Origin of the sequence: Psychrobacter sp. ANT_H59 (assembly GCF_008369225.1) — a bacterium.
GTDB classification, from domain to species: domain Bacteria; phylum Pseudomonadota; class Gammaproteobacteria; order Pseudomonadales; family Moraxellaceae; genus Psychrobacter; species Psychrobacter cryohalolentis.
The window spans coordinates 682,997-705,869 of the sequence record NZ_VOBE01000001.1 but is presented as its reverse complement, the minus strand read 5'-3'; the positions used below and the strand labels follow the sequence as shown (position 1 = coordinate 705,869).

Here is a 22,873-nt window from a genome sequence, read left to right as displayed (position 1 = left end):
GCTTATCGTGTCTGGCATGGTGTAGCTTGAATCACCATCTGTGCTTCAAGCTTTATACTTATTATTTATGGCTAGGTATTAAGCTTTCGCTGCTGCCATCATATCGGCAAATTTATCGAACAGTGGCGCAGCATCATGCGGTCCAGGGCTGGCTTCTGGGTGACCTTGGAAACTAAAGACTGGCTTATTAGTCAGCTCAATCCCTTGGTTGGTACCGTCAAATAATGAGCGATGGGTCGATTTAACATTGGCAGGCAGCGTGTCTTCATCAACCGCAAAACCATGGTTTTGACTGGTAATCATAACCGTGCCAGTTGCCAAGTCTTGCACTGGATGGTTGGCACCGTGATGACCGGTTTTCATTTTGATGGTTTTTGCACCGCTGGCAAGACCAATCAGCTGATGACCTAAGCAGATACCAAAGGTTGGAATGTCAGTTTGTTCAATGATATGACGTACCGCATCGATAGCGTAATCACAGGCAGCTGGATCGCCAGGGCCATTTGATAAGAAGATACCATCTGGATTCATCGCGAGGACATCTGCGATAGGCGTTTGTGCTGGCACGACAGTGACATGACAACCGCGGTCAACGAGCATACGTAGGATATTGGTTTTGCTACCAAAGTCATAGGCGACAACGTTGTATTTTGCTTCGACGTGCGTGCCCAAATGCTTAAAGAAGCCGCCTGTACCGCTATCATGGCTACCAGCTACATCGCGGTTAAGTAAGGTGTCTGATAAATCCCAGCTACCAGCGGTCCATTCAAATGTCGTCGGTGTACAGCATTCTTTTGCCAAGTCCATGCCTTCGATACCAGCAAATTCTTGCGCCAGTTTGATGGCTTGCTGTTCATCTTCGCTGCTAATTGTTGTACCGTTAGAAGCGGTCATGATACAACCGTTTTGCGCGCCTTTATCACGTAGCAGGCGGGTCAATTGACGGGTATCAATATCAGCAATGGCGACGGTATTATGGCTCTGTAAATAATCAGTCAGTGACTCTGAGTTGCGGAAGTTTGAGGTCACCATGGTCGCATCGCGGATGATAAGACCTTCAGCCCATACTTGATGACCATTACCAGACTCGACATCTTCAGCGTTGGTGCCGGTATTGCCAATATGCGGATAAGTAAGCGTGACCAGCTGACGTGCGTAACTGGGGTCAGTAAGGATTTCTTGGTACCCTGTCATGGCTGTATTAAATACCACCTCACCGACACGATGACCAAGACTACCGATACTCAAACCGCGAAAAATCGTACCGTCTGCTAGTGCCAAAATTGCTTGTATTTCTGCCGATGAATTCAAGGGTTGCCTCCGCTGTTATTAGTGAGTGCTGTGCTGTTTTTTGGTTAAAATAAAGCGCTGCTTTTTTGATTATTGCTATTTAACTGCGGCTAAATAACCATAATAAAAGAGACAGCGCCAAAATTTTTCCACAAAAAAGCGAGAAGACATCATAGATGAAAAGGTACAGGATTCACTAGGTGGTGAATAAGTAACTTACATCATGTCCGCTCGCTTTGGCACAGATTTTGCGCATTATACTAGAGTTTTGCACTAAGGGCTAGCATCTTAAGCTGATGCTTGACTAATAAATTTAAGATGTTTCTTATTTAACCTTCAATCATGAGCAGCCATAGTAGATTTGGCTATAGGTAGTGACTAGGAGGTGATATAAATAGGTATATAGGTATATAGGTATATAGGTATATAGGTATGAAGATTAGGATTTATTGATCAAAAGTTATAATGTACTGATAAGCCATAATAATCTGGCGATAAGTTGGTGGCGATATGCAGCTGGTCATCTTGATAGCTTTTCGTCAGATACATACTGCTCGCCATACCTAAGGCAGCGCCTGCCAATACATCGACAGCATCATGCTCATCGGCTTCAATGCGGCTATAAGCCACAAAACCTGCGCCAATATAGGCAGGAACACTATATTTTAGTCCATAGCGTTTATGAATAAAACTGGCACCCTGAAAGGCTCTTGAGGTATGACCAGATGGATAAGAATCATCATCGCTGCCATCTGGGCGCTCTTTACTAATCACAGATTTTAGGGCATAAGTGGCTGCAACATTAGTTGCAAATGAATAATAAAATTGCTCTCGTCCCTCTTTATCATCCATATAATAAGTGCTACCGTAAGCAACGGCTGGTATAGCGAAAGATAGAATGTCACCCGCCTTGTCGATATTATCGCTACTACTGGCTTGAGCTGGCATAGCGACAAGCAAGCTGCTCGATAATAAAAAACTACTGGGTAATAAAATGATAGCGGAAGCGTTTTTGCTGATCATTGCGGCAATCCTAAAGAGGGTTTATAGGGCAGATGAAGGAAAACCGCATTATACTACAACTGCTTGCTCCTAAATTCAGCGCTCACATATTTACAGGTCAGTTTTATAGCCGATATCTGTCTCAACTACATTTATGAATAATAACAACTGAATAAAACCTATCAAGGATAGAGTATGATTTATCAATATTTAGACAAAGTGCCTACATTCGCTGTACCCTTTAATGGTTGGGTTGCAGACTCAGCATGCGTGATAGGCGACGTGTATTTGGGTCATCAGTCAAGCGTCTGGTTTGGGGCAGTGATTCGTGGCGACAATGAACGCATCCATATCGGTGACTATACTAACGTGCAAGAAAACAGTGTTATTCATACTGATGCTGGTATCGAGGTAAAAATCGGTAATCATGTCACCATTGGTCATTTAGCGATGCTGCATGGGTGCGAAGTCGGTGATAATAGCTTGATCGGCATTGGCGCGGTCATCTTGAATAATGCCAAAATCGGCAAAAACTGTATTATCGGTGCCAAAGCCTTGGTCACCGAAGGCAAAGAGATACCAGATAATTCTCTCGTTGTGGGCGCTCCTGCAACAGTGGTCAAAACTTTGACTGATGAACAGGCAGTCATGATGAAACTGTCAGCGCTACACTATAGCGATCGTTGTCAGAAGTTTAAAACGGGTCTTAGAGAGATTGAGCAACCAGAATAAATTGCTAATGAACAATCACTAATCAACAGTTACTAACGACCGATTACTATTAATTATTACCAATTGTCATTAATGAGTATTTTATTATGAGCACGCCAAGCATTGTCAGCCAGACTGTCTCACGCACGTTAGCGCTATTTGATTTAGACCATACTTTGCTCGATGTCGATAGCGACTACTTATGGGGCGAATATATCGTCAAGCATAATCTTGTCGACGAAGCCGAGTATCGCACTGCCAACCAGAAATTTTATAATGATTATATTGAAGGTACGCTTGATGCGACGGAATATAACGAGTTTGTGGCACAGTTTTTAAGCAGCTTACCAATGGATAGGTTGCATGAGCTGCGAGAAGATTATATTAAAAGTGAAATCGAGCCGCACATTCGCCCAAAAGCGATGGAAGTCCTGTGTCAACATGTTGAAGCAGGTCACGATGTGGTGATTATTTCAGCGACCAATGACTTTGTCGTTTCGGCGATTGCTAAGCGTTTTGGGATTGAAGACGGCAATGTGCTCTCAACGCCTCTTGAGATAAAAGATGAGCGCTATACGGGTAAATTGACTGATAAGCCAAACTTTAAAGAAGGTAAAATTTATCATTTGGATAAATGGATTGGCAAACAGCAACTGGCAGGTATTAATTTTGACAAGACTTATGCTTATTCAGACTCCAAAAATGATATTCCTTTACTAGAGTGGGCAGATGTGGCGATTTGTGTATCACCTGATGATGCGCTACATGCTCATGCGTTGTCGCATCGCTGGGCGGTTGAGGATTGGTCAATTTAAAAGATGAAAATAGCGGCTAAAATTAGCCAAACATTTCACCCAAATCTCATTTAAAATAGCGCCATCGTATTTTTAAAACAGACAGGAACCCTTATGGAAATCAATCCGTATCAAGAACGAATTAAAGATTTATCAGAGCGTGGGCAGGACTTGCGGAGGTATCTTTGACTTCGATGGTAAGCAAGAACGCTTAGAAGAAGTCAATTTAGAGTTAGAGAATCCCGAGCTATGGAATGATCCAGAGCGTGCGACTAAGATTAATAAAGAAAAAAGTCAGCTTGATGGTGTGATTGATGTGGTGGTGTCGCTTGAAACCACATTGGAAGATGCATCTGCCATGCTGGAGCTGGCGGTAGAAGCAGAGGATGAATCCTTGCTGGCGGATGTGCAAGCCGAATTAGACAACGCTGAAAAGCGCGTTGCCGATTTAGAGTTTCGCCGGATGTTTAGCGGTGAGATGGACCCAAATAACTGCTACCTAGATATCCAGTCAGGCAGTGGCGGTACCGAAGCACAAGATTGGGCAGAAATGCTACTGCGTATGTATACGCGCTGGGCGGAAGCGCATGGCTTCAAGGTTGACGTTATAGAAGTATCATCAGGTAGCGTCGCTGGTATTAAGTCAGCCACGATTGAGATTAAAGGGGATTATGCCTTTGGTTGGTTACGTACCGAAATTGGCGTGCATCGCTTGGTACGTAAGTCACCATTTGATAGTAACAATGGTCGTCATACTTCATTTGCTGCCGTTTTTGTGTCTCCTGAAATTGATGATAATATCGAGATTGATATCAATCCAGCAGATTTGCGTATCGATACTTATCGCTCATCGGGGGCTGGGGGTCAGCACGTAAACACCACCGATTCTGCGGTACGTATTACCCATGAGCCAAGTGGTGTGGTCGTCACTTGTCAGAACGAGCGTAGTCAACATGGTAACAAAGCCACTGCGATGAAAATGCTACGTGCTAAGCTGTATGAGCTAGAAATGCAAAAACGTATGGAATCACAGCAAGCGGTTGAAGATGGTAAATCTGACGTCGGCTGGGGCAGTCAAATTCGCTCGTACGTACTTGATGACTCTCGTATCAAAGACTTGCGTACCGGTGTTGAAACCTTTAACACTGGTGCTGTGCTAGATGGTGATCTCGATCAGTTTATCGAAGCGAGCCTAAAAGCGGGTCTATAAAGCTGGACTGTAAAAATAGAGTATAAAGAAAGATTTAAAATAGCAACCAACATTTACTTAAGGAAAAATTATGCCAAGCGTTAATAATTATTTTGATGATAAAGTAACTTCTATTGCTTTTCAGACAGCGACTAAGCCTGCGACTGTCGGCGTCATGTCCATTGGTGAGTATGAGTTTGGCACCAGCGAATTTGAGACCATGAGTGTGGTCAGCGGTGCACTGACCGTCAAGCTACCAGAGAGTGACGAGTGGCAAACCTTTAATGCAGGTGAGCAATTTACCATTGATGCCAATCAGAAATTTCAAGTAAAAGTGGAAGTTGAGTCTGCTTATTTATGTACTTACGGTAAATAGCCATTTCCCATATGAATACAGTCGTCAAAAAAACGCCAAGTTAATGCTTGGCGTTTTTTTATGAGTAATTTATTCTCCGACTAATTTCAAAAAATAAAACAAGCTAATACAACCTATAAGTTCTTACGGTATTGCACCATATCTGTTTGAGTGGCGATTGTGTCATAGAGTTTGCGCGCTGTGGTGTTTCCCTCTTGGGTTGTCCAATAAACGCGGTTGCAGTTTTGCTGGCGGGCAAACTCATAAACCTGTTCAATCAATGCACGTCCTACGCCTTGCCCGCGCACAGATTGATTCACGTATAAATCCTCTAAGTAGCAGCATTCAGTGCTATTCCAAGTATTGGGGTGTAGCACCACATGCGTGATACCTACCAACTTGTCGTCTTGCCAAGCACCAAAACCATAAATCGGCACATTACTATCGAGCAAACTGTGCCACGTTGCATTCGTCGTTTCTAATGGCAAGCTGCTCTCATAAAACGTCAGATAGCTTTGCCATAGGCTTAACCAAGCATCGTAATCACTTTGAGATAATGGCATTATTTTTAAAGAGCCATTAGTTGGGTTTATAGGAGTGGCGTTTGTCATATTAATGGTGTCTTTAGTCAGTTTGTCTTAAATTATGCCGTAGCGCCCAAAATCTACAAGCCATTTATCGGTTTTATTTTACACAGCATTACACATTGTCCATGGCAAGTACACAGCAATGATAATGGCGGTTGATTATGCTAAAACAACGATATTAGTAAATGAGTATTTTTTATGGCGAAGTCAAATCAACCAACCAATATACAAGATGTGCGCCATGATTATGAGCACTTGGCGAGCCTCGCAAACTTACGTTATGTCAGCGATACCGATCCTGGATATGGGCGTCGGCGTTCTGGGCGTGGCTTTACTTATCGAGATGCCACTGGCAAAACGGTCAAAGATAAAGCCTTGCGTCAGCGCTTTGATGCTTTAGTCATACCGCCGATGTGGTCAGAAGTTTGGATATGCCAAGATGATAAAGGACATCTACAATCGACAGGTCGAGATGATAAAGCGCGTAAGCAGTATTTATATCATTCAGATTGGGATCGGGTACGTGACCAAGCCAAGTTTAATGCCATGATAGGTTTTGCTGAAGCATTGCCCAATCTGCGTGCGCAAGTTGAAAAAGATTTAGAAGCCAAACCCTTATCACGTGACAATGTGTTGGCAGCAGTGGTCAAACTACTTGAGACCACCTTGATTCGTATCGGTAATAGTCGTTACGCCAAGCTCAATAAAAGTTATGGTTTAAGCACGTTACGCAGTAAGCATGTCAGCGAAACGGATACTGGACTGGCATTTGACTTTGTCGGTAAAAGTGCCAAAGAGCATCATATAGAATTGCAAGATGAGCGTTTGATTGACATCATCCAAGCGTGCTCTGAGCTGCCCGGTTATCAAGTATTCAAATACTTAGATGAAGAGGGCAATAAGCAAGTCGTTGATAGCGCTGATATCAATGATTATCTGCGTACGCACACCTGTGGTAATGAGTGTGAAAGTTATAGCGGCAATTTATACAGTGCAAAAGACTTTCGTACTTGGATGGCAAGTGTATTGGCAGCAAGCTACCTTTATGATGAGCTGCAAACCAAATCTGGTAAATTGATTTTAGCCAGTGCGCCTGATAGTAAGGAGCGTCAGCAACTGGTGACTGATATGGCAAAAAGCGTCGCCGATGAGCTCGGCAATACCCCAACGGTCTGCCGATCCTCTTATATCAATCCTATTATTATCCAGCAGTTTTTAGCAGGGGAGTTTTTTGAGCCTTATAAACAAGCGCGCCGTGGACGTACCAAACGGCATCAAAGCTGTGAAGAGAAGGCGTTACTTGGGTTTTTGAGCGCGCGACAGTAAACCATTACTAAGTAACTGTTTTTAGAGAATAATAAAAATGATACGTTATGTATTGAAATAAGTATAAAAATACGTTACTAATAGAGCATGTGCCATTTAAGATGTTTAAATAGTTGATCAAATATAGCTGTTTTACGATTTATTCTATTATTTCTAACTCTCTGATTTTGTCAGTGATTCTCGATTGCTAAAGGATTAGCTTATGAATACCTCTCCTTCAAGTACTACCTCTTTAAACACCCCTTCAAATCATGCTGTAAATACCTCACAGGCGCTAACGAGTTATAGTGACTATTATAATAATTTTGATATGAACGCATTACTGACAGAGATATTTGGTGAAAATGTAGATGACCGTTTAAACGCCTATATGGCGTGCTGTGGACGTCATGTACGTGACGGTCGCGGTGATAATATTGCGCTAGTTCATGAAGATACGGCTGGCAATGTCACGCGTATGAGCTTTGCTGAGCTTGATAAAGCAAGTGCACAGGTTGCCAGTTTACTACTTTCTTATGGCGTGCAAGCGGGTGACCAGGTAGCGACCATGCTACCTCGTACCCCTGAGTTACTTACCATTGTATTAGCCACTTGGCGGATTGGCGCAGTCTATCAACCGCTGTTTACCGCCTTTGGTTATGATTCGATTAAGTATCGAATGGACAAAGCTAATACTAAAGTTGTTTTTACCAATCAAGACAATCGTGGCAAGTTTGACGACTTGGCGAAGCAAACCAAAATGGTGTTGGTTGGTAGCAAAGTAGATGCGCAAAGCTGGGGTGATGATAACTATGCTGACAAGATATCAAAGCAGCCACAAACTATAGAACCAGTGTTACTAAATACCGATGCACCATTTTTACAGATGTTTACCTCGGGTACGGTGGGTAAGTCAAAAGGCGTTAGTGTGCCACTAAGCGCGCTCTCAGCCTTTTATCTGTATATGCGTTATGCGATTGACTTGCGAGCGGATGATAACTACTGGAATATGGCAGATCCAGGCTGGGCGTATGGGTTATATTACGCGATTACTGGGCCATTATTATTAGGTATTACTACCTATTTTAATGAAGTGGGCTTTGACGCTGCCAATACCCGCGACTTTATGGTACGCCATAAAATTAGCAATTTGGCGTCCTCACCGACAGCATTTCGTATGATGAAATCGAGTGGCGTGTTTGAAGCTGCTCACAATGACAATAGTAATGATAATGAGGCTAAACTATCACTGCGCTGTGCCAATTCAGCAGGCGAGACCTTAAATACCGAAGTGGTCAACTGGGTTGAGACCTACTTAAACTGTAAAGTTTGTGATCAGTACGGACAGACAGAAACGGGTATGACCTGCTGTGAGCATCATGCGTTAGAGCATGAGTGCCCAGTTGGCTCGATGGGTATGGCGCTACCGGGGCATACACTCGTTGTGTTAGGTGATGATATGAACATATTACCTGACGGCGAGCAAGGACAGCTTGCCGTAGTGGTCAGTCAATCGCCCGCGTTTTATTTCCGCGGCTATAGCTGGAATGAAAAAGACGCCTTCGCTGATGACTATTACTTAACAGGCGACGTGGTCGAGCGCCACAGCGATGGTAGTTATTGGTTCTCTGGGCGTGATGATGACATTATTATTACCGCAGGCTACCGCGTTGGACCTACCGATGTTGAAAATACCGTGCTGGAGCATGAGGCAGTCGCAGAGTCAGCGGCAGTTGGCGTGCCAGACGAAGTGCGCGGTCACACCATCAAGTCGTATGTGGTGCTAAAAGATGGTATCAAAGGCACAGACGAGATTGCTAAAGAGATTCAAGACTTGGTACGCAGGCGTCTATCAACGCACGCTTATCCACGTGAGGTTGAGTTTGTGAAAGAGTTACCAAAAACCCCAAGTGGTAAAATTCAGCGCTTTTTGCTGCGCAGTTTATCTGCGGCTTAATAAAGCAATGCATTCATATCATCAGGTTAAGATAAAAATAACAGTAAAAATATTAATTAAAGGAAAAATTATGCAAATTGAACAACACAGCTTTTTGGTCACGGGCGGTGCGTCAGGCCTAGGTGAGTCGGTAGTGCGTGCTATCGTCGCTCAAGGCGGCAAGGTTGTCATCGCTGATCTTAATGAGTCGACGGGGCAAGCACTGGTTGATGAATTGGGTGACCATGCTCGTTTTGTGCGCTGTGATGTGACCAGTGGCGATGAGGTACAAGCGGCTGTGGATATGGCTGAAAGCGACTTTGGTGGCTTACAAGGTTCTATCAACTGTGCAGGTATCGCTGTCGTACAGAAGCTCTTAGACCGTGAAAACAATCCGGCAGATCTCGATACTTTTAGTCGCGGCGTCAATATTAATCTTGTCGGTTCTTTTAATGTTGCGCGTTTGGTGGCAGCCAGTATTGCGAAGCGTGTAGCTAATGCCAATAACGCAGACAGCTCCGTAGAGAAGAACGCTGACAACGGCATCATTATTAATACGGCTTCTATCGCTGCCTTTGATGGGCAAGTAGGGCAAGGGAGTTATGCTTCATCTAAAGCTGGCGTCGTTGGTATGATGTTGCCGCTCGCACGTGAGCTGACTCGTCATGGTATCCGTGTCATGACTATCGCGCCTGGGGTATTTGCAACGCCTATGATGCAAAGTCTGCCTGAAAAGGCGCGCGAGCAACTAGAGGCTGCGGTACCGTATCCTAAACGCTTGGGTAATCCTAACGAGTTTGCCAAATTGGTCATGCACATCATTGATAATGCCTATCTCAATGGCGAAGTGATTCGTTTGGATGGCGCGATTCGTATGGTGTAATAGAATTCTAAGAATTTAATGTCGCAGTTTTAAGTCTCATTCGTACAACTCGCACAACGCTTGGCATGGTTTTTTGCTATAGTTGATCCACTTTTAAAAGAGTACGGAACTACTGGGGTTCATTATTTGCAGCCTCTGTCTGCGTAGGCACAGCAAGCAAGAAAAATTAACCCCAGTAGTGATTGATAATATTTGTATTTCTTTTATTAAGGACTGATTATATCTTATAGATAATAATTTTATTTATTAATAATAAGAAGTAATACCATGCCATTTTTTCGTGCAGATTTTAGTCAGTATCTTGTTTGGTTAGTAAGCGCAATAAGTCTTAGCATTGTGACTCTCATGAGTACCAATGCCGCGTCAAACATACAAAATAATTCAAAATCTACCCCCTCTATTCCTGATACTGCCATTATCGACAAAGTCTTCGTTGATAAATCAGCGCGTGTTCTACAATTATTAAGTGGTGACACTGTTATCAAGTCTTATCATATAGCGCTTGGTGGCAATCCTATTGGTCACAAGCAGGAGCAGGGTGATAAGCGTACCCCGTCAAGTTCTTATACACTCGATTATAAGAATGAAAAATCCAAATTTTATCGCTCTATTCACATAAGTTATCCTAATGCGGTTGATAAGGCACATGCTAAGAAGATGGGCGTCAATCCGGGCGGTGATATTATGATTCATGGTCAAAAGAACGGTTCTGGACATCTGGCTTCGGTCAATCAATTACGCGATTGGACCGAGGGCTGTATTGCCGTCACTGATGAAGAGATGGACGAAATCATGGCGATGGTCAAGGTCGGTACCGCTATTGAAATCGTAGAATGAAAATCTTAAATAAGCGGTATCCGTAGATGCATTTTTTTCTAAAATTGAATGAATTATATATTGAGTGTAATCACGATTTAGTGACTTTATTTCAAGCAATTAATATCATTACTATTAATAAGGTTTTAGTGCTGAGTAGGTTGAAATTCCTCTCTATATACCGCATATATAAAGGCAGACGAAGGCAAGTAAACAGCATAAGTTTGCTGCCTGATGATATATAAATGATAAAAGGATACTACTATGAGATTTGAGAAATTTACCCAAAAACTGCAATCTGCCATTCAAGAAGCACAAAGTTTGGCGTTAGGGCGTGACCATACGGGAATAGACCCTGTGCATTTGCTAGCAGTCTTGCTACAAGATGAGTCTAATTTGTCTATCTGCCAACAAGCGGGCGCGTCTATCCCTGCGCTAAAAAATGGCGTGGCAAAGGCGCTGGACAACCAAGCAACGATTAGTGAGCCAACAGGAGACGTTAATCTAAACCCAAATTCAGTCAAAATTCTGAACTTGGCAGACCGCCAAGCACAAAAAGAAGGTGATGATTTTATCGCCACCGAATGGGTAATGTTGGCACTGGCTGAACAAGGCGATACCAAAAAGATATTTGAAAGTGCGGGCGTTACAGCCAATAAATTGAAAGCCGTGATTGAGCAATTACGCGGTGACGATACCGTGAATAATCAAAATGCTGAAGATCAGCGTGATGCCCTCAATAAATATACGATTAACTTAACGGAGCAAGCAGAGCTAGGTAAGCTTGATCCTGTGATTGGTCGTGATGAAGAGATTCGCCGTACCATTCAAGTACTGTCTCGACGTACCAAAAACAACCCTGTGCTCATTGGTGAGCCAGGTGTTGGTAAAACGGCCATTGTAGAAGGTTTGGCTCAAAAAATTATCAATGGTGATGTACCAGAAGGTTTACGTCGCAAAGAAGTGCTGTCGTTGGACTTGGGTGCGTTGATTGCTGGGGCAAAATTCCGTGGTGAGTTTGAAGAGCGACTTAAAGCGGTACTTAGCGACTTATCGAAGCAAGAAGGTAACGTCATCTTATTTATCGATGAGCTACATACCCTAGTCGGTGCGGGTAAAGCAGATGGCGCGATGGACGCTGGTAATATGCTCAAACCAGCGCTTGCTCGTGGTGAGTTGCACTGCGTCGGTGCCACGACTTTAGATGAATATCGTAAGTATATTGAAAAAGATGCGGCGCTTGAGCGTCGTTTCCAAAAAGTATTGGTTGATGAGCCAACGGTCGAAGACACCATTGCGATATTGCGTGGTCTCAAAGAGCGCTATGAGCTTCATCATGGGGTCGATATTCAAGACAGTGCCATCATCGCTGCTGCTCGTATGAGTCATCGTTATATCACTGATCGCAAGTTACCGGATAAGGCGATTGACTTGATTGATGAAGCTGCCAGTCGCTTACGTATGGAGATGGACAGCAAACCTGAATCGCTTGGCAAACTCGATAGTCGTCTGATTCAGCTAAAAATGCAGCGCGAAGTACTCAAAAATGAAGAAGATGCTGGCGCGCAAGCAGAGCGTAAAGTGCTTGATGCACAAATTGAAGAGTTAGAGAAAGAATACGCTGATCTTAATGAGATTTGGCAAGCAGAAAAAGCTTTGGTCAAAGGCAGTCAGCAGCTAAAAGACGAGCTGGACAAAGCGCGTATTGCTTATGATAAAGCCAGTCGTGAAGGCGATTATGAGACCATGAGTAAGCTACAATACGAGACGATTCCGCAGTTAGAGCGCCGTATCCATGAGTCTGACTTGGCAGAGCAAAAAGAGCAGACTGGTGAAAATAGTGGTGTAAAATTGCTGCGTAACAAAGTCACGGATAATGAAATCGCCGAAGTTGTTGCTGCAGCAACGGGTATTCCAGTCAGTAAAATGATGCAAGGCGAACGTGATAAGATGCTGGCAATGGAAGAAAAACTCCATGAGCGCGTTATCGGTCAAGATGAAGCAGTTGAAGCGGTAGCCAATGCAGTACGTCGTAGTCGTGCTGGCTTGTCAGATCCGAATCGTCCTTCTGGTTCATTCTTATTCTTAGGACCTACGGGTGTTGGTAAGACTGAGTTAACAAAGTCGTTAGCAAACTTCTTATTCGATAGTGAGGATGCAATTGTTCGTATCGACATGAGTGAGTATATGGAGAAGCACAGTGTCAGCCGCTTGGTTGGTGCGCCTCCAGGATACGTCGGTTACGAAGAAGGTGGTGCCTTGACTGAAGCGGTACGCCGTAAACCTTATAGTGTGATTTTGTTTGATGAAGTTGAAAAAGCGCATCCTGATGTGTTCAATATCTTGCTACAAGTGTTGGATGATGGTCGTTTGACCGATTCACAAGGTCGCGTGGTGGATTTTAAAAACACGGTCATCATTATGACCAGTAACTTGGGCTCGCATAAAATCCAAGAAATGGTCGGCGAGAGCTACGAGGATATCAAAGCAGAAGTGATGGATTCAGTTGGGCAGCATTTCCGTCCAGAGTTTGTCAACCGTATCGATGAGATCGTGGTATTCCATCCACTAGGTATGTCGCAGATGGCAGGTATTGCTGCGATTCAGTTAAACCGCTTACGTCAGCGTTTATATGAGCGTGAGTTAGATATCGAGTTATCAGCAGAAGCGATGAATAAGCTGGTTGCGGTTGGTTATGATCCTGTTTATGGCGCGCGTCCACTCAAGCGTGCCATTCAGCAAGAGATTGAAAACCCATTGTCATTGAAGCTGCTGGCGGGTGACTTTGTTGCTGGTGATATCATCAAAGTCGATGTCGGTGTGGATGATAAGCTGACATTTGATAAGCTTAGAATGAGCTAATCGTTCATTTTAGCCCTTGATCCGAAAATAAGCCCCTTATTTGCCCATTTTTTATACAGGCAAGTAAGGGGTTTTTACTTTGTGCGCCATCATTATTTTTACTCTTGCCCTACTTAGATTATGTTATAAATAATCTAAGCTCTAATTATATAAATATAAAATTTATGGAGATAAAAGAATGATAATAATAAATAGGCAGTATATGAGTAAACCATTAACGTTACCGATAATTATCACAGCATTACTGTTTAGTACTTCTGCTTGTTCCAATCAATCTGCCACTGATACCAATGCCGATCTGGCAAAATATCAAGAAGCTGAAACCTCAGTAGCAGATGTTGCAAGTACGGACAAACCTGCCTTTACCACAAAAGACGTTGCCACCTTTGATGAGCCATGGGCAATGACTGCATTACCAAAAGTTGATAATAAACCATTAAGACTACTCGTAACACAAAAGACAGGTGAGTTATTTATAGTCAATGCAGCGACTGGTGCTAAGACAGCCGTCGTGGGCATACCTAAAGTCGCTTATGGCGGGCAAGGCGGTCTTGGCGATATTATTCTTGCACCGGATTTTACCACTTCTAGCTATGTATATATCAGCTACGTAGAGGCAGGCAAAGGGGTTGATAATAATAAATTTGGTGCAAAAGTCATCAAAGCCAAGCTGTCAGGTTTGGATACTGATAAGCCAAGTTTGCGGGAGATTGCTCCAATTTGGCAGCAGATGCCAAAGGTAGACGGGCAAGGGCATTACAGTCATCGCTTAGTATTTTCTCCTGATGGGCAATATTTGTATATTAGCTCAGGCGAACGTCAAGAAAAAACCCCTGCTCAAGACATGACTGTCAATTTGGGCAAAATAATACGGTTAAATACTGACGGCTCGATGCCAATGGACAATCCATTTGTGAGTAATAATGACATCGCTGCTCAATTTTGGAGCATAGGACATCGTAATGTACTCGGGATGGCATTCGATAGTAAAGAGCAGTTGTGGGCGCATGAAATGGGTCCACGAGGTGGTGATGAGTTCAATCTGATTGAAAAAGGTAAGAATTACGGCTGGCCAATCGTATCAAATGGTCGCAATTATTCTGGTGTGGATATTCCTGATCACAGTACGCGTCCTGAGCTTGAAGCACCCAAAATCACATGGACACCAGTCATATCCCCTTCATCAATAAGTATGTATTCGACTGGTAAGCACAATGATTTTCCGGCGTGGCAAGGTAATGCGCTGATCAGTGGTTTATCCTCCAAAGCGCTGATAGTTGTTAATTTCGATGAAAATAATGGTGCGACTGAGCGCTATCGCTATGATATGGGCGAGCGTATTCGTAGTGTACTGGTTGCAGATGGGCAGGTTTGGGCGCTTGAAGATGGTAATGATGGGCGATTACTGAGACTATCGCCTAAGTAGGATCGTGCTAAAGTTGTTTTTATTTGTATAGTTATTTAGTTATTCTAAAAAAAATTATTAATTTATTTAGAAAAAATTAAGGGTTTTATCAAGTTTTAATTTGTAATTGATTGATACTTAAAGCCTATTTTGTTAAGGTGATGTTCCTTAAATTTTGAGACTTGCACATGGAAGAAGTAAAAGTAGGCAGATTAGGCCCTTTTCCACGGGTGAGTAAACCTGTGTTTATTACCTCAACACTGTTGATTGTTGGATTCATTATTTTCGGTGCACTTTTCACTGAAACAGCAGGGGCTCTCTTTAGTTTTTTACAAAATTTTATTACCGATAAATTCGGCTGGCTGTTTATTCTCTTAGTTAATGCGGCGCTTGCACTTTGTATTTACTTAGCAATGAGTCGCTATGGTGACATTCGGCTAGGCAATCAGACGGAGCGACCACAGTACAATCTGTTTTCGTGGATTGGCATGTTGTTTTCCGCAGGTATTGGTATTGGCCTAGTTTATTGGGGCACAGCGGAGCCGTTGTATCATTTCATGGCACCACCAATGAGCGATGCCGAAACGGTTGCAGCAGCAAAGCAAGCGATGAACATCTCATTTATGCATTGGGGTCTACACGCTTGGGCGATCTATACGATTGTGGCGCTATCTTTAGCGTATTTTCATTTCCGCCGCGGTCTGCCCTTATCGATTCGATCAACTCTATACCCTATACTCGGTAAACGAATCTATGGTCGATGGGGACATACTGTCGATATCTTGGCCGTATTTGGTACGATGTTTGGCGTGGTCACCTCACTAGGGCTAGGAGTGCTGCAGATCAACTCCGGACTCGAAAAGCTATTTGGTACACCTAATAGTCTCACTGTACAGTTTGGTTTGATTGCTTTCATCACAGGGCTTGCAGCCATTTCCGTTATGATGGGTTTAGATAAAGGTATTAAGCGACTTAGTGACATTAACATTGGATTCACGATCGTCTTATTGGCGTTTATGGTCATTTTAGGACCGACACTCTTTATCTTTGATAGCTTTATTGAAAACATCGGAAACTATCTGACCGTGATTGTGCCTCTAGGTACATGGGGCGAGTCTTATAGTGGGACAGATTGGCAGAGTAGTTGGACGATATTTTATTGGGCATGGTGGGTCAGTTGGGCACCATTCGTTGGTATCTTTATTGCCCGTATCTCTCGTGGTCGTACCATTCGTGAATTTACGCTTGGGGTATTACTGATCCCAATGCTTATTTTGTTCTTCTGGTTTACGACCTTTGGCGGCGTTGCTGTTCATATGGAACTTGCCTCTGCTGTGTCAGGTATTAGCCCAGGATTGGTTGAAGCGGTACAAGCAGATACCGGTAGTGCGATCTTTAAATTGGTTGAATACTATCCATTGGCAAAACCGATTACGCTACTGATCGTCGTTATGATTATGCTTTGGTTTGTGACGTCATCAGACTCGGCCAGTTTTGTTATCGATATGCTGACAGCTGGTGGTGATACCAATCCACCAAAAATTCAGCGTTTGTTTTGGGCAACTACAGAAGGCGTTATCGCTGCTATACTACTAGCGGCTGGTGGGCTGTCTGCTTTGCAGGCCGCTGCTATCGTAGCAGGACTACCGTTTGCCTTAGTGATTTTTGTCATGATGTACGCGTTGTTACGTGGTCTTAGCCGCGATCGTCTGATTCTATATCGAGCTCAGCAGAATTTTATTACTGATGAATCGGCAGATCACAACTCGGCTAATGAGTTCGTCGACGAGCATTTGTTGAAAGGCCCACCTAAAATTGTAAAGGGTGATTAATCAACGCGATGCTGATTAATAGTCATGAATTAGGGCTTAGATAAGCAACCTGTGATTAAGCGAAGAAAGATCAAGAGTGTGCTGACAGTCGTTTCAATCAATGATTGACAGCTCACTATATCTGTTTTTTATTTATTAAAAAACGATAAAATACTTGTAATATCAAATCCTAAGATGCATGGTTATCTTAGGATTTTTTTATTTGTTGACCAATAGCAAGGTTATAAAGTGTCTGATTCGATTTGATAGTTGTGTAATATCTTGTTAAGGTGAGCCCCTTCAAAAACTGAGACGACTAAATGGATCATGTAAAAGTTGGCCGCTTAGGCCCTTTTCCACGGGTAAGTAAACCTGTGTTCTTAACTTCAGCGCTATTGATTTTGGCATTTATTATATTTGGTACTTTTTTTAATGAGCAAGCTGAACTGGTATTTGGTCATGCCAAAGCATTCGTGTCTTTGCGCTTTGGCTGGTTCTTCATTGTGGTGGTCAATTTAACGCTGGTGATGAGTATTTACATGATATTCAGTCGCTATGGCGATATCAGACTTGGTCATCAGAACGAAAAACCCGAGTATAATATAGTCTCTTGGATTGGTATGCTGTTTTCAGCTGGCATCGGTATTGGACTGCTCTATTGGGGCACCGCTGAACCCTTGTATCATTTTATGGCGCCGCCATTGGGAGAGCCCGAAACGATCGCCGCCGCCAAGCAAGCGATGAATATCTCGTTCCTGCATTATGGCTTACATGTGTGGGCGCTCTACGGCATGGTTGCTTTGTCATTGGCTTATTTTCACTACCGAGTGGGCTTACCACTAGCAATCCGCTCGACACTTTATCCTATATTGGGTAAGAAAATCTATGGCGGTTGGGGTCATACGGTCGATACGCTAGCAGTGTTTGGGACGATGTTTGGGGTAGTGACAACGTTAGGTCTTGGGGTGTTACAGATTAACTCAGGTCTTGAGACGTTATTTGGTATTCCCAATAATATTACAGTGCAAATTATGTTGATTGCCTTTATCACTATGCTGGCAGGACTGTCTCTATTTATGGGACTCGATAAAGGGATTAAGCGCTTAAGCGATACCAATATATTATTTACTGTGATATTACTCAGTTTTGTGATTATTTTAGGACCGACTCAGTTTATCTTTAATAGTTTTGTAGAAAATATCGGTAATTACTTACATGAGATTGTACCACTAGGTCTTTGGACAGAATCTTATAACGGTGAAGAAAATTGGCAAGCCTCATGGACGATTTTCTATTGGGCATGGTGGATAAGTTGGTCGCCTTTTGTTGGGGTGTTCGTGGCTCGTATCTCTCGTGGTCGTACGATTCGTGAATTCATATTGGGAGTGTTGTTGATTCCTATTACCATATTGTTCTTATGGTTTACCGCTTTTGGTGGTTCAGCCGTTAATATGGAGCTAATGGCGGCGGCGGACCCCAATGTTATCAGTCCTGGCTTGATCGAGGCCGTCCAAGCAGATACTGGCAGTGCCATCTTTAAGTTGATGGAGTCTTATCCGCTAACATCGGCTATGAACTTGCTCATCGTGGTAATGATTGTTCTTTGGTTTGTCACGTCATCGGATTCAGCCAGTTTCGTCATTGATATGTTGACCTCAGGTGGCGATGCTAATCCACCGAAAATTCAGCGCTTATTTTGGGCGGGTACCGAAGGTATCATCGCAGCGGTACTATTGGCAGCAGGTGGCTTGAGTGCACTACAAGCGGCTTCCATTGTGTCAGGTTTTCCTTTTGCGATAGTGATAGTCGTAATGATGTATTCGCTACTACGTGGCTTAAGTCGTGACCGTTTGATATTGTATCGCAATCAGCAATGGTTTATCACCGAGGAATCTGCTGAGCACAATTCAGCCAATGAATTTCGTGATGAAGACTTGCTTACAGGTCCGCCTGATATTGAAAAGCCTGAAGGTTAAGAGTTTTTTAGACAATGTTTAAATAATACTTAAGCTGAAAAATAACTCAAAAAGCCCCAGCTTTATTATAAGTTGGGGCTTTTTCATTTCTACGGATATATCTATAGTCAATCCACTATGAATCAAACATAATGCTACTGGGATAAGTTTTGCGTCGCCTCTGTCTGCGCAGGCACAGCAAGCAAGAAAAATTTATACCAGTAGCGCGTTATAATATTTGTACTTATTTTATTTAGGACTGACTATATTATGATGAAAAGTATTTGATTAGAGTTACCAGAGGTAGGATGTAAACTACACACATTGTCCTTTTACATAACCGACTGCAGAGGTAGTACCACATGCTGAACAGGCGTTGCCCGCAGTACGATAACTGACACCTGATTGGTTTTTTACAGTGACACAGACAGGATCATACTGTGCGGTACACATGGTTTGCTCAGGATTAAAGGGTGGGCATTTATTGAAAGGATTGTTAATTGAGCCTTGATTACTGCTAGCACTGTGGTCTTTGTTGTTTTCAGTGCTATGAATAGGCGGCTCAGAATGGGTGCTGATTGGAAGATTATTACAACCAGATAATGTGATGGCTACTGAGAGCCCTAGTATTGACAGCCACGGTTTAGATAAATGATTCATAATAATGTTTCCTTATAAATAGCGCTCGATAACTTCCTGTTATCAACAGTCAACGACAACTATATCAGAAATAGAATGATACAAATGGATAGTAACTTATTTAGGGGAAGTCATCCACCACATCATATGATAAGTACAAAATAAAATCGAGAAAATTATACATGTATATATAGTCAGGGAAAAGTAATATCGATACATCAAGTACTGCTGATATTAATTTTTCTTGCTTGCTGTGCCTACGCAGACAGAGGCTGCAAAAAATTCATACCAGCAGCACTGTAGCGTTTTTGAGATATTTTAACTATAGCTATACTACTGCTATGAATTTTGCTCAATGCGTGAGAAAAGCTGCAAAAACTTCATAGCAATAGCATTGTTGGCTTTAATGGCTTTCTATCATTTACAAGCAAATAAAAACCCCAAGCTTAATAGTAAGCTTAGGGTTTTTATTTGCTCAAAGATAATTTCTGCCACTAAAGATGCTCAGATAAATATCTTTAACCAAGCATAACCGTTTTATTTAGCAGGCTTATCATCTTGATTAAGCTGAATGTATTTATCAAAGTTCTGCGCATAATCAGTCAAGTTGTCGCTCAGCATTTGGCGATATTGTTTGGTATAAAATTCGACAATATCATCCTTTTCTTTGGCAAAATCATCACCCTTTACAAAGCCGATCGAGGCGACCGATGCGCTATAACGTGCTGCGGCATAAAGCAGTGACGCACCTACTTGACCTGAGTGCGCCTCAGGACCTAATTGACTGTTTGCTACACCAATAATGGCATCAGCACGTTGATAAAACGATTGCATTTCAGGGGTGATTTCAAGACTTGCATCAATCTCATTGTTTTGAGCATTCTCTTGAGACATAAACGACTCCTAATAATGGTAGGTAAATTTAAATGTATCACAGCAGTCTAATAACTGGATAAGATAATAGGTACAAAAAGGGTTTTAGCAAAAATTTTATAAGCCAGCATCCGCTTTTAAAATCTCAGCTTTGTCAGTTTTTTCCCACGTAAAGGCGGTTTCAGAACCTTGGCGACCAAAATGTCCAAAACTAGCGGTTTGCTGATACATCGGCTGCAATAAATTCAGCATACGGGTGATACCATACGGACGTAGGTCAAAATGCGTACGAATCAAGCTAATGATTTCATCGTTGCTAATTTTGTTAGTACCAAAAGTGTTAATCGAAATAGAAGTCGGTTCAGCAACGCCAATGGCATAGCTTACTTGTACTTCACAGCGATCGGCAATACCAGCAGCGACGATGTTTTTAGCCACGTAACGCACCGCATAAGCCGCACTGCGATCGACTTTTGAGGGATCTTTACCACTAAATGCGCCGCCACCGTGACGCGCCATACCGCCATAAGTATCAACAATAATCTTACGACCGGTCAGTCCTGCATCACCAACAGGACCACCGATGACGAATTTGCCAGTCGGGTTGATATGATAACGTGTACCAGCATGTAGTAGCTCTGCTGGGAGTACTTGTTTGATAATTGACTCCATGATCGCTTCTTGTAAATCGGCTTGCGAGATACTTGGATCATGCTGCGTAGATAAGACGACCGCGTCAATAGCAACAGGTTTATTGCCATCATATTTAAGCGTGACTTGTGCTTTGGCATCCGGACGTAACCAAGGTAATTCGCCTGCACGGCGCAGCTCCGACTGACGCTCCATCAAGCGATGAGCATACTCGATAGGGGCGGGCATCAATACTTCAGTCTCATTGCTAGCATAACCAAACATCAAACCTTGGTCACCAGCGCCTTGTTCTTCAGGGTCAGCGCGGTCAACACCTTGGGCAATCTCAGGCGATTGTTTACCAAGCATATTAATAACCGCACATGTCTCGCCATCAAAACCCAAGTCTGAATGATGATAACCAATGCCATTAACCGTATCACGCACGATGCGCTCAACGTCGATATTTGCCGTGGTGGTTATTTCACCTGCCAATACGACAGCGCCAGTTTTGACTAGGGTCTCACATGCCACGCGTGCATGTAAATCTTGCCGTAAGATGGCATCAAGGATAGCGTCTGAGATTTGATCAGCCATTTTGTCAGGATGACCTTCGCTCACAGATTCTGAGGTAAATAAGTTGTATTCGCGCATAATAGGATCGCTTAATTGAATCAATAAAGATAGGAAAAAGCATAACGTCAGGGCGCTGCTTTAATTAGTATTGGCCAAACAATGTATTGCTTGGTGTTTAATTGGTACTACTTAATTCACTTATTCATAAATGCATGTGTTATATAAATTTACATAAGGCACAGATTTCTATAAATCATATGGGGTCAGGCTAAGAGAGCGATAGCTTTACGTTGTACTATATCGAATTATTAACTGACAACGTGCTTGAAGCTGTCGCCAATCATACGTCTATCACCTGATTATCAGCAGGATCAAAAATATGACGTACTTGCCTAAAAATACGCTTATTCTAACTCGAAACGCAATAAAACTCTAGTAAGCTGCACTCGTTCTATTATAAGTAATGCTCAATCATGACATTATTATAATTTAGCATAAGTATATTGATCGATAGGCTTTACGATCATTATCATCTGCTCACGTCACAACTCTAAAAATACTGCTTTATCTTTAAACATACATTCGTCATAAACAGGACAAGCGCCGCATTTTGGGGTACGAGCTTGACAAGTATAGCGCCCATGCAAAATCAAGTAATGATGAGCATCAACGATAAAGTCATCGGGGATACGTTCGACCAGTTTGTGCTCAACGATTAAGACGTTTTTGCCAGTGGCAAGTCCCGTACGATTACCCACTCGAAAGATATGGGTATCGACCGCCATCGTCGGCTGTCCAAAGGCTGTATTTAGAACTACATTCGCCGTCTTGCGCCCGACACCCGCTAGAGACTCTAAGTCTTTTCGGTTATCAGGGACGGTGCTATTAAATTTCTCAATCAAGTCACGGCAAGTTTTGATAACGTTTTTAGCTTTGGCATTAAACAAGCCGATATTCTTAATATAGGATTTCAAACCTTCTTCGCCTAAAGCGAGTATTGCCTCAGGCGTATTCGCCACCGGATAGAGCTGATTGGTGGCAATATTGACGCTGACATCAGTCGCCTGTGCTGATAATATGACTGCGATAAGCAGCTCAAAGTTACTCTTATAATTGAGCTCAGTCACTGGCTTATCAATCGTCGCCGCCAATTTCTCAAAAAATGGACGCACATCACGGTTGGGCATGCGCCTCGATGGCGGAGTATCAGCTGTTTTATGTTTGACGGTTTTACTCATGGTATTTTTACCATTA

19 protein-coding genes are annotated in these 22,873 nt (G+C 42.8%); 12 read left to right on the top strand and 7 right to left on the bottom strand.

What is annotated here, in order from left to right; translation table 11 throughout:
- Positions 1-78 precede the first annotated feature (78 nt).
- Both carA and FQ083_RS02785 read right to left on the bottom strand, forming a co-directional pair.
- Positions 79-1,311 carry a glutamine-hydrolyzing carbamoyl-phosphate synthase small subunit gene (gene carA, locus FQ083_RS02790; RefSeq protein ID WP_149408748.1) on the bottom strand — a complete coding sequence of 411 codons (1,233 nt, stop codon included), beginning with the start codon at positions 1,309-1,311 and terminating at the stop codon, positions 79-81.
- 432 nt (positions 1,312-1,743) lie between these two features.
- Positions 1,744-2,313 carry a phosphatase PAP2 family protein gene (locus FQ083_RS02785; protein WP_149408747.1) on the bottom strand — a complete coding sequence of 190 codons (570 nt, stop codon included), beginning with the start codon at positions 2,311-2,313 and terminating at the stop codon, positions 1,744-1,746.
- A gap of 174 nt (positions 2,314-2,487) precedes the next feature.
- Between FQ083_RS02785 and FQ083_RS02780 the strand changes: the two genes are divergently transcribed.
- From FQ083_RS02780 to FQ083_RS02765, 4 genes are all read left to right on the top strand, one after another.
- The gene (locus FQ083_RS02780; protein WP_149408746.1) at positions 2,488-3,024 is read left to right on the top strand and encodes a gamma carbonic anhydrase family protein; all 537 of its coding nucleotides are present in this window, start codon (positions 2,488-2,490) and stop codon (positions 3,022-3,024) included.
- A gap of 86 nt (positions 3,025-3,110) precedes the next feature.
- Positions 3,111-3,818: an HAD family hydrolase gene (locus tag FQ083_RS02775; RefSeq protein ID WP_149408745.1), complete on the top strand. Its 708-nt coding sequence runs from the start codon at positions 3,111-3,113 to the stop codon at positions 3,816-3,818.
- A gap of 93 nt (positions 3,819-3,911) precedes the next feature.
- A protein-coding gene (gene prfB / locus FQ083_RS02770; protein WP_149408744.1) for a peptide chain release factor 2 occupies positions 3,912-5,007 on the top strand; the annotation gives its coding sequence in 2 pieces (ribosomal slippage) (positions 3,912-3,983 and positions 3,985-5,007; 1,095 coding nt in all).
- 70 nt (positions 5,008-5,077) lie between these two features.
- Positions 5,078-5,362, top strand: coding sequence for a pyrimidine/purine nucleoside phosphorylase (locus tag FQ083_RS02765; RefSeq protein ID WP_149408743.1), 285 nt, complete (start codon positions 5,078-5,080; stop codon positions 5,360-5,362).
- A 113-nt stretch (positions 5,363-5,475) separates the two neighbouring features.
- On the opposite strand, the gene FQ083_RS02760 is transcribed toward FQ083_RS02765, so the two are convergent.
- Positions 5,476-5,952, bottom strand: coding sequence for a GNAT family N-acetyltransferase (locus tag FQ083_RS02760; protein WP_133105342.1), 477 nt, complete (start codon positions 5,950-5,952; stop codon positions 5,476-5,478).
- Between the two features lie 174 nt (positions 5,953-6,126).
- Between FQ083_RS02760 and FQ083_RS02755 the strand changes: the two genes are divergently transcribed.
- The 8 genes from FQ083_RS02755 to FQ083_RS02720 all read left to right on the top strand — a co-directional run bounded on the left by FQ083_RS02755 (position 6,127) and on the right by FQ083_RS02720 (position 18,922).
- The gene (locus tag FQ083_RS02755; RefSeq protein ID WP_149408742.1) at positions 6,127-7,254 is read left to right on the top strand and encodes a DNA topoisomerase IB; all 1,128 of its coding nucleotides are present in this window, start codon (positions 6,127-6,129) and stop codon (positions 7,252-7,254) included.
- A gap of 202 nt (positions 7,255-7,456) precedes the next feature.
- Positions 7,457-9,190: an AMP-binding protein gene (locus FQ083_RS02750; protein WP_149408741.1), complete on the top strand. Its 1,734-nt coding sequence runs from the start codon at positions 7,457-7,459 to the stop codon at positions 9,188-9,190.
- 70 nt (positions 9,191-9,260) lie between these two features.
- The gene (locus FQ083_RS02745) at positions 9,261-10,052 is read left to right on the top strand and encodes an SDR family NAD(P)-dependent oxidoreductase (protein ID WP_149408740.1); all 792 of its coding nucleotides are present in this window, start codon (positions 9,261-9,263) and stop codon (positions 10,050-10,052) included.
- A gap of 345 nt (positions 10,053-10,397) precedes the next feature.
- A complete protein-coding gene (locus tag FQ083_RS02740; protein WP_262880823.1) occupies positions 10,398-10,889 on the top strand; it encodes a murein L,D-transpeptidase family protein in 492 nt (163 codons plus the stop codon).
- Between the two features lie 243 nt (positions 10,890-11,132).
- On the top strand, positions 11,133-13,730 hold the full coding sequence (clpB, locus tag FQ083_RS02735) for an ATP-dependent chaperone ClpB (protein WP_133105347.1): 2,598 nt from the start codon (positions 11,133-11,135) through the stop codon (positions 13,728-13,730).
- 202 nt (positions 13,731-13,932) lie between these two features.
- Complete coding sequence (locus FQ083_RS02730; protein WP_149408738.1) at positions 13,933-15,156, top strand: PQQ-dependent sugar dehydrogenase; 1,224 nt, start codon at positions 13,933-13,935, stop codon at positions 15,154-15,156.
- Between the two features lie 167 nt (positions 15,157-15,323).
- Positions 15,324-16,967 carry a BCCT family transporter gene (locus tag FQ083_RS02725; RefSeq protein ID WP_149408737.1) on the top strand — a complete coding sequence of 548 codons (1,644 nt, stop codon included), beginning with the start codon at positions 15,324-15,326 and terminating at the stop codon, positions 16,965-16,967.
- Between the two features lie 299 nt (positions 16,968-17,266).
- Positions 17,267-18,922, top strand: a complete 1,656-nt coding sequence (locus FQ083_RS02720; RefSeq protein ID WP_149408736.1) for a BCCT family transporter — start codon at positions 17,267-17,269, stop codon at positions 18,920-18,922.
- Positions 18,923-19,216: 294 nt separating this feature from the next.
- On the opposite strand, the gene FQ083_RS02715 is transcribed toward FQ083_RS02720, so the two are convergent.
- The 4 genes from FQ083_RS02715 to nth all read right to left on the bottom strand — a co-directional run bounded on the left by FQ083_RS02715 (position 19,217) and on the right by nth (position 22,857).
- Positions 19,217-19,561: a hypothetical protein gene (locus tag FQ083_RS02715; protein ID WP_020443128.1), complete on the bottom strand. Its 345-nt coding sequence runs from the start codon at positions 19,559-19,561 to the stop codon at positions 19,217-19,219.
- 516 nt (positions 19,562-20,077) lie between these two features.
- On the bottom strand, positions 20,078-20,434 hold the full coding sequence (locus tag FQ083_RS02710; RefSeq protein ID WP_149408735.1) for a DUF3144 domain-containing protein: 357 nt from the start codon (positions 20,432-20,434) through the stop codon (positions 20,078-20,080).
- Between the two features lie 96 nt (positions 20,435-20,530).
- Positions 20,531-21,697, bottom strand: coding sequence for a methionine adenosyltransferase (metK, locus tag FQ083_RS02705; RefSeq protein WP_133105351.1), 1,167 nt, complete (start codon positions 21,695-21,697; stop codon positions 20,531-20,533).
- A gap of 464 nt (positions 21,698-22,161) precedes the next feature.
- The gene (gene nth, locus FQ083_RS02700; RefSeq protein ID WP_149408734.1) at positions 22,162-22,857 is read right to left on the bottom strand and encodes an endonuclease III; all 696 of its coding nucleotides are present in this window, start codon (positions 22,855-22,857) and stop codon (positions 22,162-22,164) included.
- Between the last annotated feature and the right edge of the window lie 16 nt (positions 22,858-22,873).